We start from the raw sequence: 13,323 nt of genomic DNA, 5'->3' as shown, positions 1-13,323 counted from the left end.
TTCTCGGGATGGTTCTTTTGCTTCAAGGCAAAAGAACGAAGAGAAAAAAGAAAATGCTTAATAGAAGCAGAAGGATTTTAAGTTAGCTAAAGCTTACTTTCCATAAGAAAGAATTAAATTCCGAAATAAGTGAAATTTCGGAATTTAATATAATCTGTCATTGGTAGTGGAGTCGAGGACCTAGTTAATAATTAAAAAAACCTATCCTAGTCTAAAAAAACACTTTAATTATGTAATTCGACTTCCATTTTTTAGGTACTATGAAAACTTGCTCTAATGGGCTTCGACTCCGCTCAGCCTGACAATGACTCTGCTTAGCTTGAAAAAGAGATCACTAAGTAAATTTTCTCTTGACTGACCATCGAAATAAGACTCTTAAAAAAGGGGATTATTGAAGAAATAACCTGGCTAATTTGAAGATTGAAATGGGCTTCGACTCCGCTCAGCCTGACATTGAGTTCGCTTAGCCTGACGCCTATTCTGTTCAATTTGATATCTAATCCCCTCTGCCTGATATCGACTCTCTTTCTCGTCTCAATGGCTTATGCTATTTTAATCTGATCAAGATAAAACTTCATCCGGCTATGATCCCGGGGTAAAAAGTCAATTTTATCGATTTTATCTTCCTTGTGATTGTAAAAAACTTCCACGTATTCATTCTCCAACAGATACAAATTAATCTTATGACGATAGTATCTAATGGCCACAACGAAAGTAGCCTCCATGTAGAGGGTTTTGATTTTTAGATGAAGGGGAAGTTGTCTGAACTCTTCTTTACTCATATCACATCGCGCAGTCTGATAAAGTTAACCAAAATTGTTTGGGCTTTTGTTCAACAGGCGGGTAAAGAAATAATTTTGATCAGAAAAAAAATGCCCCTAACACTAATTGCTAAGGGTATTTTCACTTTCAATTGGGATTCTTATTGGAAGTTTTTGATTTTTTCACTGAAGTCAAAAACTTCAACATCCTCTTTTACTGCTGCTACAATACTGCTTCCTGCAGCAGATCTATATCCGCCGGCGCAATGTACCACGATGGGTTTTTCATCAGGTATCTCACTCGCTTTTTCCCGAAGTTCCTGCAAAGGAATATTTATCGATTTCTCAAAAATGGGCGAATTGCGATTTTCATCTCTACTTCGGATATCTACAATGGTAAATTTGTCTGGGTTAGTTTTAAATTCATCCACCTTGAATCTTGATTCCCGGGCATTCATACCTTTAGGGTTGATTACTGCAGCTTTGATCAATTGCTCATAGCCTATTTTTGCGGCCTTATTTATCAAGTCCTCTAATTCAGCCATGGAGTCTGATACCAAAAAGAAATGCTCCTCCGGCGCCACAATTGAGCCTAACCAAGTTTCAAATTTTGCCCCATTCATAATATTGATCGAACCGGGAATATGCCCTACGGCAAAGGCTTCTTTTTTTCTGGCATCGATGATCAAGGATCCTTCTGAAATAGAAGCACCCTCTGACCAAATACCCACTCTGGAAATCGATCTTTGATAGGCAGGAGCTCCAGTCTTATTCATGTCTACATTGTAGCTGAAATATTTGGGAATATAGGGTTGACCTTCCAATAAGGAGTCTACAAAGGTTTTTTCATCCAAATCTCCAAATGCCCAGTTGCTTTTTCTTTGTTCTCCGATAGTAGATTGGCGTTCATCACTAAGATTTTTTCCACAAAGTGATCCAGCCCCATGAGCTGGAAATACGATGATATGATCTGATAAAGGCTTCAGTTTAGTCTGTACTGTTTGATACATCATTTTAGCCAGTTCCTCCCGTTGAGCTTTCATGTTTCCAGCTTTTTCTCTCAAATCAGGCCTTCCTACATCTCCTACAAATAATGTGTCCCCAGAAAATAGTGCGTAGTCGTTCCCATTTTCATCTTTCAAAATAACACTTATAGAATCGGGAGAATGTCCTGGGGTATGCAAAGCATGAAAACTTAGTTTTCCCAATTTGAATGAATCTCCCTCGTCAAATGAGCTATGGGGATAGTCAGCTTCCACGAGTTTAGAAACGTAAATTGTGGCATCCTCATTTTGATGAAATTCCAAATGTGAACTCACAAAATCAGCATGCGGGTGAGTTTCAATTACCGCGACAATTTTGCCCCCGCAGGTCTGGGCAAAGTCGTTGTAAGGGTTGGGATTCCTCCCAGGATCTACCAGAGCGATCAGGCCTTCACTTTCAATAGCGTAACTAGCGTGAGCCAGTCCTTCATCATAAAATTGCTTGATATTCATAGTCTTATTTATTCAAATTGATGGTACAAAAGTATTGCTAATTTCATCCTAGTTCAGTGATTCAGATCACCATCCTTATTTGACAATGTATAATGAGTATAAATTGAATGGGAGAAATCTTGCTTCTGACCTAGAAGAAAAGTAAAATTGATCAACTAAACCAAACGAGTTCCAGTGTTTTTAGATAAAACCTATTTACGAAGTTTATTCTTTTTGATTGTTCTGGCGGTACTGACTGCTTCCTGTAAATCTAAAAAAATCAGTAGGGAAGACCCGGTATTCACGGTAATTTCCACAGCAAAATCTTTTACCGGAACTCCTTATAAGTACGGGGGTACCACTCGGGCAGGTATGGATTGTTCTGCATTAGTATTTCACTCCTTTTATGCTGTAGGGATCACTATGCCCAGGATATCAGCGGATCAGGCCAAAATGGGGAAAAAAGTCAGCCCCCGAGAGTTGAAAGAAGGTGACCTTTTGTTTTTTGCAACAGGAAGAAGGAGAAATCAAGTAACGCATGCAGGAATAGTTACCGAATCAAAAAAAGGCGATATTCGATTTATTCATGCTTCAACTTCTTTGGGGGTTACCGAGGATTTTTTAAGTAATCGATACTGGAGCAAGGCCTTCCTTTTTGGGAGGAGACTTTTGGAGTAGCAGTTCAGAAAAAAAAAAGAGCGACTGAGCGCTCTTTTTTGGATTAGTGATTAGAAATTTTTACTTCCGTCAGTCTGGAGTACGTAGCGGAAAGTATAGTGCCCGCTTGGAGTGGCTCTTGGGTCAATTTGATCTGCCGGAGGATTTCCTTTGTAATAGCTTAGAATTTCGATTTTGCTGTAGTTACCCCCGGTGGTTTTTACCAGGATCACTCTGCCTGGGATCGGAGTCACTGTGAAAGTTGCTGAATTGTAATTATACCAGCCATTTCCACTACCTGTAGGAATCGCAAAAGTAGATTCGCTATCAGTGGCGAACGTAGCGGAAGTTGGCACTTGGTTGATTTCCTCAAAAATACCGCTTACAATCGCCGCCTTTACGTTTTTTGAACTGTTGGTTCGGATGGTGGTTCCTTTGAATGCCAAGTCCCAATCATCTGTTTCGCTGACAATGGCATTTTGCTCCAAACTGAAATATTGAAAGGGATTCACTTTTTCGACCTCGCCTGTATTTCGATCGATGACATCATTGGGAGCGGCTAAATCTGCTACAAGAATGGCCTCCAGCTCAACTCTAGGTTGAGCATCATCGGTAGTATCGCAGGCAAATGCTCCAAAGAAGATGAGAAGATAAAAGATGGATTTTAGGTTAGTTTTCATAGATGTATAAATTGAATTTAGTTTTTGATAAAGTTCATGAGGGGTAATTGAATTCCTGTAAATAGCATTCTGCCTGGATTATTAGGCTGGGCAGGAGTTTCTATGTTGAGAAGATTGGTTCCTCCCAATTCCAGTTGAATGCCGTTGGAGAATGTTTTGGTGAGGTTGATATTGAGGCTCATCCAGCCTGGTGCATATTCTCTCTTGTCGTCGAGGATGAGATTTCCATTCAGATCGGCAAAACCAAATTTGCCTCTGTAAATTCCTCGTAGGGCTAAATCAATCCCGGTCTTTGGATGATGATAATTGATTTTCACATTGCCGCTGTGTCGACTTCTATTGAAAAGTCCTCCATAATCTGCCCGTGTTACTCTGACGGTTTGGTTTTGGGAGTTTCTTTGAAATAGTTCTCCTGATGCTATCCTTTCTAAAACATCCAAATCCCGAGAATCCAGGAAGGAGTAGCCGATACTGAAGGATAGGTGATTGTTCCATGCATAATTGAAATCCATTTCAAGCCCTTGCGTGACTACACTTCTTATGTTGAAATAGGAAAATGCATTTTGTCCACTTTTGAGCTGGGCTATAGGCGCTGTTTCAATCAGGTTGGTGATTTGGTTTCTAAATAAGTTGCCCTGTACTAGTATTTTGGAACCAATTTTCCACCTGAGCCCAGAATTGATAGCCCATGAGCTTTCCGCTTTTAGCTCTCCTAAGTTTTCAGGAGCGATTAATACTCTTGCTATTAACCCTTCGTTTTCCAAGCGTCGGATTCCTTCCTCAGCCAGATTAGATCCAAATACATAGTATCCTGAGGAAGCGTTATTGAAGTTGAGAAGGATTTGACGAAAGTCCGGTGCCTTAAAACCGGCTCCTATGGATGCTTGCCAACTGAAATTTTCAGAAAATTTGTATTGTCCGGCAATTTTTGGGCTGAGCCTTTCTCCGTATTGAGAATGAAAATCTCCACGAAGTCCTGTTACCAGATTGACTTTTGGTTTAGGATCCCATTGATGTTGCAGGAAAAAATACCCTGCATCAAACCGATTTTTATCTTCATACCGGGTGGCATCTACTGTTTCGATCAGTTGTCCTAAGCCCAAAGTGATCAGGTGTGTGGGTGTAGCCTGAAAATCAGTTTGTACTTCTGTGCGATGATAAAATTGATCAAAATTCTGAATATCAAAAAAGCTTTGATCGGATTGGAATCTAGTCACCGAATTGGTGGAAAACCAACTGCTCATGCCTCTCAAGGATATCAGAAATTTTTGAGAAGGCTTGAATCTCAAAGTAGGGTTAATATTCAGGTCGCTTCTTGAATTATTCATATCGAGTATCTCGTTCCCAGACGACTGCATCTCTCCGGTAGAATTCTCCTGATAGGCACGGACGAAGAGGCTCGATTGCCATTTTTCTGATAGGTTACCTGAGACTTTGACTTGAGCAGTATGTGCCTGATAGGGGTTCTGGGTCTGACCGATGGTTTCGGGTCTGAGATCAAAACCTCCGGTCTCGAAATAGTCATAAAATAGGCTTGTATTCCATTTTTTGGATCCCAAGTTCAAATTCCCAGTTGGATTCCAGGTGTTGAAGGAGCGGTGACGCAAGCCAACATCCAGTTGATTTTCTCTCCCGGATGACTTCGTGATAATATTGATCACTCCTGCCATGGCTTCACTTCCATAGATAGCGGAAGATGGCCCGCGTAGAATCTCAATTCGCTCGATATTAGAAATGGAGAGGCGGTTCAAGTCAAATGTTCCGGCTGTTCTACCGATCAATGGTTCTCCGTCAAGTAGGATTAGGATATAGTCAGAGTCCAGTCCCTGCATTTGAAGCCCGGTGCCATGTTGAGACACGATTTGCAAGCCTGTTTGCTCTTGAAGAACATCAGAAAGACGTAGTCCGCCTGTTTGTTGGATTTTTTCGGAATTCAGCACTGTGACGGGTAAGGGGAGGCTTTCCACGGTACGGTCTGTCCTAGTAGCCGCGACTACCACTTCATCCAGAATCCCTGATTTTTCCTGCAATACTATTTTTTCGCGTTTTTGCCATTCCTCCCAGCTTAATTGCATAGTTTCAAAACCTAGGGCAACTATTTTGACGACTGTTCCCTTCGTTTCAGAACTTCTTACAGTACCGTCTTCTTCAATTGGAAGGTGTAGTTTTCCATCGACCCAAATAGAGGCATGGAGAACGGGCTGTCCATTTTGATCTACTACTTTTTTTGGCTGTGGACTAGCTAGGACAGCAATAGTAAATAAGACCATGCAAAAGGGAATAACTACTTTAATTAGATTAATTCTAAACATAGGTTTAAAATTTTGGCGGAGAATTATCCCTCCGCCTGTTGTATTATTTCAAAGAATCGATTAACGTTTTCCATTCTTCTTTTTGAGGGATTCCGGGTTTTCTAAGTCCGAAAAACTGTGCTACCATTTCCCCCGAAGAATCAAACAGCTCTAATGCAGATACTAGGCCTTCGGTTGTATTTTTATGAACTACAAATGCCCTTTCGACTTCATCCTCGTTCAAATGCATGTTGAAGTCCGGGTCCAATACATTCAGCCATTGGTCTAATTGTCGGATGGTGCGAACTTTGCCTTGATGGATTTGGATATTTCCGTTATTTCCGGCGAAAATCATAATTGGAAGCTGGCTTTTTGCTGCTTCATTTAATACCATGCGAGCTGAGAGTCTATCTACTTCATAGGCCCATTTGTCATCTATCCATTCCACTGCATTGAGCCTGTTCACCTTGTATTTTCGAAGCATTCCAAAAAAGTCGTGAGTATCTTTCATATTTTCCCAATCTGAAGTGAAGGACTCGTAGTCCAGTTCCTCTCTCGATACTGTAATTGGTTTTTCGATACTCGTAAATTCCAGCTTTTCATGTTGATCGGTTGCTGTATGTTCGTTGACTAGCTGTTCTGCAGCATCATAATCTGACTCATCCTGTAAAAAAACCTTAAGAATTGCTTCTCCGGCGGAGTCAAAATATTGCAGTGAAATCATAGTGCCTCTAGGCGTCTCGTTTGACACAGCAAATCCAAATTTCCAGTTTTTAAAAAAAATACGTTGCTCAATAGGGCCAATGACTGTGGCAATTTGCTGAGGTCCGGCCTGATGGATTTCGATTTTTTGAAAAACCCCATGATGTTCCAGCACGCATCCTTCATTTCTTGTGAGTGCCATAACCTTTTTTAGTTTTGGAAATTTCTTTACCTGTTCGGTAAAGTCATTCGTCAGGCGAACTGCATTTTCTCCAATTCCTGTGGCAAGCAATTCTGCCTCACTTACGCCCAGTTGACTGGCAGCATTTCTTATTCTGAGTTTAGGATTTTCCGACTTTAATTTTTCCCATGCTGTTTTCAGTTGAGATTGAGTTTCAAATAGAGTTTCCATAGTAAGCTTTGTTAATATTTTGTGATGGATTTCGATAGAAATGGTCAGTACTGATAATTTTTCTTCCGGTAATTGGATGAATCATAACCGTAACGGGATGATCAAACACTTTAGAAAGAGTCTTCTCTGTCAAGACATCTGTTGTCGGACCGCATGCTTCGATCATTCCGTTTTTGAGCAATAATACTCTGTCTGCATATTGAGCAGCCAGATTGAGATCGTGCAGGATCACAAGGACTCCAATATTCCGATCTTTGAGCTGTTGTAATATTTGTAACACGGTGTGCTGCTGGGCAATGTCCAAGGCTGAAGTTGGCTCGTCGAGAAGGAGGTAGCGCGTGAAAGGCTTCTTTTCCCAGATTTGTACCAGGACTCTTGCCAGTTGGACCCTTTGTCGTTCTCCCCCGGAAAGATGCTGAAACTGCTGATTTTGCAGACTGGTGGTTTGAGTGAGCTCCATCACATCCCGGAGTAGTTTCTGAGGTTGAGAAGACCTGCAGGCAATGAGTCCCAGCTCAATAACTTCTTTGGCTGTAAAAGGAAAATTGACTTCACTGTGCTGAGGCATCACCGCCCGGATTTGGGCCAATTGTTTGGACTTAAGTTGGTGAAGAGGGCAGCCATTGTACCCGATTTCCCCTCTTTTACAGGGTACATCTCCTGTGAGAATTTTGAATAAAGTAGACTTCCCGGCACCGTTTGGTCCTAAAACAGCCAAAATCTCACCAGCTTCCAGGGATAAACTGGCCTGATCGACGATGGGTCTCTGTTTGACACAAAAGTGAATTTCGGAGGCAGAAAGCATCAGGATTTGGTTTGATTGAAGGTGGAAATAAGATAGATGAAGAAAGGTGCTCCCAATAATGCAGTGATTACACCTATGGGGAGTTCTGCAGGAATAGCGATTGTCCGCGCTACTAAGTCTGCTAGATTCAACAGGATTGCCCCGACCAAAAAAGAGGCGGGAAGTAAAAGTTTATGGTCCGCCCCAAATGAAATGCGAATCAGGTGAGGAACTACCAATCCGACAAAGCCTATCATGCCGGTGAGAGAAACTGAAACCCCTACAATGAGAGCTGTTAGAATAAGAAGTTTGATTTTCAATTGGGAGACATTGATGCCCAAATGAAAAGCTTCCTGTTCGCCAAGTGACATTGCATTGAGATGGGTGCTTTGATTCAATAATAAGGCCGCAGGAACTAAAATCAGCAATATTGCTGTGGGAATTTTTTGCCAGGTAGCACCCCCCAAGTCTCCCAAGCTCCAAAAGGTAAAACTTCTTAAAGCTGCATCGTCTGAATAAAACAGGGTTAATCCTATTAATGCACCAGCCAGGGCATTGATTGCCACTCCGGCTAAAATCAGGTTGCTTGTTCTGGCTTTTCCGGAACCTTTTGACAAAAGGTAAACTGCAATCACATGAATAAACCCTCCAATAAAAGCAAATAGAGGTAGTCCCACTTGTTGGGTCCAAGAGATGGATGACAAGCCTGGCAATAAGACCAAATAAATTACTGCAAACAAAGCCGATCCACTACTCACCCCGATTAAACCAGGCTCAACTAGCGGGTTTCTGAATAAGCCCTGCATTGCCGCTCCTGCTATTCCCAAGCCACCACCAACTAAGGTGGCAAGGATAATCCTGGGGAGTCTTATTTGTAGCAATACATTGGCTTGTTGATTGGTGTAGGCTTCAGCAATCCAACCTGTATCAGATAAAAGAATGGCTAAACTTTGTAGAGGAGAAATTTCAAAGGCTCCTTTGGAAAGAGAAAAAACTCCAATTACCAATAAGAGCATTCCCATTCCTCCAAGCAGAATAGCTTTGGATGTCGAGAGCGCTATGGACTTGCTAAATGAGCTCATTATTCACCGCGTACTGCTTTGGCCAAGTCCAAGGCTGCTTTTCCAACTCTAGGTCCAAAACCAGAGAGATAGTGACCGTCTAAACTGATAATTTGATCTCGGTTATAGGCTTGTGTCTGTTGGATACCCTGGATAGAGGAAACACCTTTTTTTCCACCCAAACTTTGAATACCTGAGTCAAAAAATACCAGGTAGTCCGGATCGATCTGAATCAAAGATTCCGGTGTCAACGGAACAAAATCTTCAAAACCAGTTGCTGCTGACTCTATTTCAGCCAATTCAAACATTTTTTCTGCAAAAGATCCTTTTCCTGCAATAAATAAACTTTCAGGGCCTCTTGCCATAACAAAGGCAGCTCTTGGCTTACCTGAGGTGTTTGATAGGTAATCTTTCAGTACCTGTAAATCCTGATCGATTGCTGCAGTTATGGTAGTAGCCTCTTCTTTTTTATCAAAAAAATCCCCCAGCTGCATGACTAATTCCTTGGTCTCTTCCGGTGAAGTAGGTTTCTTGAATAGCTCGACTTGCAGCCCAGTGCCTTTCAGTTGGGCCACTACATCATCCGTAAGATATCCTTCTTCGATCAAAAGCAAGTCCGGTCCAAGGCTTAGTATGCCTTCCGCTTTGATTTGATTTCTGTACCCGATACTAGGCAGCTTTTGCATGGATGCCGGATAAGTAGAGGTACGGTCGGTAGCGATAATTTGGTCTGCCATTCCAAGACTAAAAAGGACCTCAGTAATAGTTCCTCCTGCGGTAATGATTTTTTGGGTTTTTTCGGAAGTACTCTGACTTACTTCAGATTGCTTCTGCTCCTTGCAGGCCTGAAATAGGAAAACAGTGGAGATGAGCAAGGCAAATATCTTTTTCATTTATTTAGATTAATTATCAATAGTGATGCAAATGTATATTTAATTAGATTCAGTCCAAATAAAAATTAATAGAATATTTTTATGATTTTCATAAAAAAATAGAAAGGGAGGAGGTGTTGGAGTATTTAATACAGTGAGGGAGGCTAGCTATTAAAATTTTTGAGAGGTCTATTTCAGAGCTGCTTTCGGAGTCTCTTGAAATTGAATGGATTAATTTTCCAAATATCCTTTGGTATTAGGCTTTATTGATTAATTTTGCGGTCGAATTCAAAAAGCATATCCTTTTTACATTTCATTCAATCAAATGGCAAATATTGGAAAGATAACGCAGGTAATCGGACCCGTAGTGGACGTTTCCTTCGAAGGCGGCAAGCTGCCAAACATCCTTGACGCGCTGGAAGTATCCAAAGAAAACGGCCAAGTGGTCGTGATGGAGGTTCAGCAGCACCTTGGAGAAGACCGAGTTAGAACAATCGCAATGGACTCTTCCGAAGGGATGGTTCGTGGTATGGAAGTTAAAGACATGGGTCAGCCTATCTCTGTTCCTACCGGTGATGCGATCAAAGGTCGTCTTTTCAATGTGGTAGGTGAGGCAATTGACGGTCTTCCTCAGGTTCCTGCAGGAAAGCGTCTACCTATTCACAGATCCGCGCCGAAATTCGAAGATCTTTCTACTTCTACCGAAGTACTTTATACAGGTATCAAAGTAATTGACTTGATCGAACCTTATGCTAAAGGTGGTAAGATCGGTTTGTTTGGTGGTGCCGGTGTGGGTAAGACGGTTTTGATCCAGGAATTGATCAACAACATCGCAAAGGCTTACTCTGGTTTGTCTGTATTTGCCGGTGTGGGTGAAAGAACGCGTGAAGGAAATGACTTATTGAGAGAAATGATCGAGTCTGGTATCGTAACTTACGGTGAAGACTTTATCCACAGCTTGGAAGAAGAAGGTGGATGGGATCTTTCTAAAGTAGATTTGAAAAAATTAGAAGACTCCAAAGCGACCTTTGTGTTTGGTCAGATGAATGAGCCTCCTGGGGCGCGTGCTCGAGTGGCCTTGACAGGATTGACTTTGGCGGAATACTATAGAGATGGTGATGGAGAAGGTGCCGGTAAAGATATCCTATTTTTTATTGATAATATCTTCCGATTCACTCAGGCAGGTTCTGAAGTATCGGCCCTTTTGGGACGTATGCCATCTGCGGTAGGTTACCAGCCTACTTTGGCTACAGAAATGGGTGCCATGCAGGAAAGAATTACTTCCACTAAGAACGGTTCCATTACTTCCGTACAGGCAGTTTATGTACCTGCGGATGACTTGACTGACCCGGCTCCGGCGACAACCTTTGCTCACTTGGATGCTACTACGGTATTGTCTAGAAAGATTGCCGAGTTAGGTATTTATCCTGCTGTGGATCCTTTGGATTCTACTTCCAGAATCTTGGACCCAACTGTATTGGGTGAAGAGCATTATGGATGTGCGCAGCGAGTGAAAGAGATCTTACAGCGATACAAAGAATTGCAGGATATCATTGCGATTTTGGGTATGGAAGAACTTTCTGAAGAAGATAAGATGGTCGTTCACAGAGCTCGTCGAGTTCAGCGTTTCTTGTCTCAGCCATTCCACGTTGCGGAACAGTTTACAGGTCTGAAAGGTGTATTGGTAGATATCAAAGACACCATCAAAGGCTTTAACATGATCATGGATGGTGAATTAGACCACCTTCCTGAAGCGGCTTTCAACTTGGTAGGTAGCATCGAAGATGCCATCGCTAAGGGTGAGAAGATGTTGGCTGAAGTGAAGTAATACAATTAGTTACTGGTTATTAGTTATTAGATGGGTTCCACTGATAACTTTAACCTAATAACTCAATAACTAATCAAAATATGCAATTAGAAATCGTAACGCCGGATAAAAAAGTTTTCCAAGGCGAGGTGTCGGAAGCAAGTTTTCCGGGTGCATCCGGAGCTTTTCAGGTGTTGAATAATCACGCTCCTATCGTTTCTGCATTGGCAAAAGGTGCAGTCTCCTTTACCACAGCAGATGGAAAGCAATCTATGATTGTGGATGGTGGAGTTGTGGAGGTGAAAGATAATACGATTGTGGTGTTGGCAGAGAAAGTAATCGGCTAAACTTCAATTCCACTATATAAAGAAAGTCCAACTCGCAAGGGTTGGACTTTTTTGGTTTTAGTAGGTCAACTTTTCCAAAGAATCAAATTGTTGTGAAAGTTTTGAATTTCGCTATTCTTTAATCGGTCTTAGGACAGCGCGCTTAATGTATTTTTCTTCTGATATTCTTTGACTACCCTCAAAAAAAATTAGCTCTTCACCAATTATTCCTGCTAGGTATCCCATTCGATTAATATTCATAGGATTTGAGGATTCAAACCACTTTTTATTTTTTTTATCGTAAATGAAGAGATGGCTTTTAGCCTCATATTTCTCTAAGTTATCGTTATTTCTCATAATAGTCTGTACGATTAAATATTCTTCATTTTCTACCATTTTTTTAAAAAAATGAGAATTCTGAACTTGCCAATATTTCTGAAATTCAGGACTGAATTCTTTCTCTAATCCAACTGGATTGAATTCAAAAAAATCACTGTGGAATGGCATTTCCAATATTTCACTGATCTTATTAGTGGATTTGGGATTGTATTCGAGGATTTTTCTCTCAGCTGGAAAGGATAGTTTTAAAGAGTTTAAATTTGATTTAGTTTGGGAAAAGGTTTGATAGGGAGTAATGGGATAGTCTAATTCTTTAAGTTCCTTAGGATAAATTAGGGTTCGATCTATAAGAGAGCCATTGTTGTCAAAAATTCCAATAAGTTCGTCCACCTCCTCATAGAAACCCACTCTGTTATGATTTAATAGTGAGGGGAATAATTCAACCATGAAGAAGTCATCATGTTTCCAAAAGAATGAGTCAACAGTTCTGATCATCTTATTCTCAGGAATAGAAAGAGGAATCTTTTTCACCAATGTTTGATCAATTACGTGAAATATGAAAATGGATTTCTGTTTTGGATCCAATATGTGCAACTCAGGAAAATCTTCTACTAAGAAAGCAGCAGGATATAAGGGAATATCAAATATGTCACGGTCAGATACTCGATACTTGATCGCTCCGTTGGAGATGTCCATAATCCAAACACCAGGTGTCAAAAAACTGGAGACAGCCAAAAGACTGTCCCCAATTATTTGAACATCAGATGCTCCATTAAAGAAATCATTATTTTCAGCAATAGAAGTTGAATCAATCCATTCCAGATCAATTTTTGCAAAGGACCTCACTTCTGTTTTTGAATCTTTGCACGAGATCATGAACAGCAAAGAAACACCTAAGTATATAATGATTTGTTTTTTCATCCTCCCTCATAGCATCTAATGAAATTACCCGCTGGGCATTCATGATAAATGCAATCTCCACATTCTTGGATTTGACAATCACCACTTTGAATTACAGGTCCACAAGGCCCGCCTTGAGCCTTTACTGGCTGTACCAACGCAAAACTACCCAAGACCATACCCAGTACGGCAAGGGTTAAAATCATCATTTTTTTCATGATTAGTTTGTTTAAGTTAAAAGATAATTAAAAAGCTA

The 13,323-nt window shown here is 41.0% G+C and carries 13 protein-coding genes; 3 read left to right on the top strand and 10 right to left on the bottom strand.

Going from position 1 to position 13,323, the window contains the following annotated elements; all coding sequences use genetic code 11:
- Positions 1-542: 542 nt before the first annotated feature.
- Positions 543-782, bottom strand: a complete 240-nt coding sequence (locus FL972_RS16505) for a hypothetical protein (protein WP_144607005.1) — start codon at positions 780-782, stop codon at positions 543-545.
- Between the two features lie 140 nt (positions 783-922).
- The gene (locus FL972_RS16500) at positions 923-2,257 is read right to left on the bottom strand and encodes an MBL fold metallo-hydrolase (protein ID WP_144607003.1); all 1,335 of its coding nucleotides are present in this window, start codon (positions 2,255-2,257) and stop codon (positions 923-925) included.
- Between the two features lie 174 nt (positions 2,258-2,431).
- Here FL972_RS16500 and FL972_RS16495 point away from each other — a divergent pair, with 174 nt between their 5' ends.
- Positions 2,432-2,914: a C40 family peptidase gene (locus FL972_RS16495; protein WP_144607001.1), complete on the top strand. Its 483-nt coding sequence runs from the start codon at positions 2,432-2,434 to the stop codon at positions 2,912-2,914.
- Positions 2,915-2,964: 50 nt separating this feature from the next.
- On the opposite strand, the gene FL972_RS16490 is transcribed toward FL972_RS16495, so the two are convergent.
- Genes FL972_RS16490 through FL972_RS16465 form a run of 6 tightly spaced genes read right to left on the bottom strand, consistent with a single transcriptional unit; the run spans position 2,965 to position 9,716 of the window.
- The gene (locus tag FL972_RS16490) at positions 2,965-3,573 is read right to left on the bottom strand and encodes an HmuY family protein (RefSeq protein WP_144606999.1); all 609 of its coding nucleotides are present in this window, start codon (positions 3,571-3,573) and stop codon (positions 2,965-2,967) included.
- Positions 3,574-3,590: 17 nt separating this feature from the next.
- Complete coding sequence (locus FL972_RS16485) at positions 3,591-5,885, bottom strand: TonB-dependent receptor plug domain-containing protein (protein WP_144606997.1); 2,295 nt, start codon at positions 5,883-5,885, stop codon at positions 3,591-3,593.
- Positions 5,886-5,928: 43 nt separating this feature from the next.
- Entirely contained in the window at positions 5,929-6,978 is a 1,050-nt protein-coding gene (locus FL972_RS16480; RefSeq protein WP_144606995.1) for a hemin-degrading factor, read from the bottom strand.
- The gene (locus FL972_RS16475) at positions 6,962-7,783 is read right to left on the bottom strand and encodes a heme ABC transporter ATP-binding protein (protein ID WP_144606993.1); all 822 of its coding nucleotides are present in this window, start codon (positions 7,781-7,783) and stop codon (positions 6,962-6,964) included. The genes FL972_RS16480 and FL972_RS16475 overlap by 17 nt, the downstream gene beginning before the upstream one ends.
- A complete protein-coding gene (locus tag FL972_RS16470) occupies positions 7,783-8,844 on the bottom strand; it encodes a FecCD family ABC transporter permease (RefSeq protein WP_144606991.1) in 1,062 nt (353 codons plus the stop codon). The genes FL972_RS16475 and FL972_RS16470 overlap by 1 nt, the downstream gene beginning before the upstream one ends.
- Complete coding sequence (locus tag FL972_RS16465) at positions 8,844-9,716, bottom strand: heme/hemin ABC transporter substrate-binding protein (RefSeq protein ID WP_144606989.1); 873 nt, start codon at positions 9,714-9,716, stop codon at positions 8,844-8,846. Before FL972_RS16465 ends, FL972_RS16470 begins: the two co-directional genes overlap by 1 nt.
- 304 nt (positions 9,717-10,020) lie before the next feature.
- Here FL972_RS16465 and atpD point away from each other — a divergent pair, with 304 nt between their 5' ends.
- Both atpD and atpC read left to right on the top strand, forming a co-directional pair.
- Entirely contained in the window at positions 10,021-11,523 is a 1,503-nt protein-coding gene (atpD, locus tag FL972_RS16460; RefSeq protein WP_144606987.1) for a F0F1 ATP synthase subunit beta, read from the top strand.
- Positions 11,524-11,603: 80 nt separating this feature from the next.
- Complete coding sequence (gene atpC, locus FL972_RS16455; RefSeq protein ID WP_144606985.1) at positions 11,604-11,849, top strand: ATP synthase F1 subunit epsilon; 246 nt, start codon at positions 11,604-11,606, stop codon at positions 11,847-11,849.
- Positions 11,850-11,960: 111 nt separating this feature from the next.
- On the opposite strand, the gene FL972_RS16450 is transcribed toward atpC, so the two are convergent.
- Both FL972_RS16450 and FL972_RS16445 read right to left on the bottom strand, forming a co-directional pair.
- Entirely contained in the window at positions 11,961-13,088 is a 1,128-nt protein-coding gene (locus FL972_RS16450; protein WP_144606983.1) for a hypothetical protein, read from the bottom strand.
- Complete coding sequence (locus FL972_RS16445) at positions 13,085-13,285, bottom strand: hypothetical protein (RefSeq protein ID WP_144606981.1); 201 nt, start codon at positions 13,283-13,285, stop codon at positions 13,085-13,087. The genes FL972_RS16450 and FL972_RS16445 overlap by 4 nt, the downstream gene beginning before the upstream one ends.
- Between the last annotated feature and the right edge of the window lie 38 nt (positions 13,286-13,323).

Origin of the sequence: Algoriphagus algorifonticola, from assembly GCF_007655305.1 — a bacterium.
In the GTDB taxonomy this organism is placed as follows: domain Bacteria; phylum Bacteroidota; class Bacteroidia; order Cytophagales; family Cyclobacteriaceae; genus Algoriphagus; species Algoriphagus algorifonticola.
Note: the sequence above shows the minus strand (reverse complement) of the source record. Positions and strands in the feature narration are given on the sequence as shown.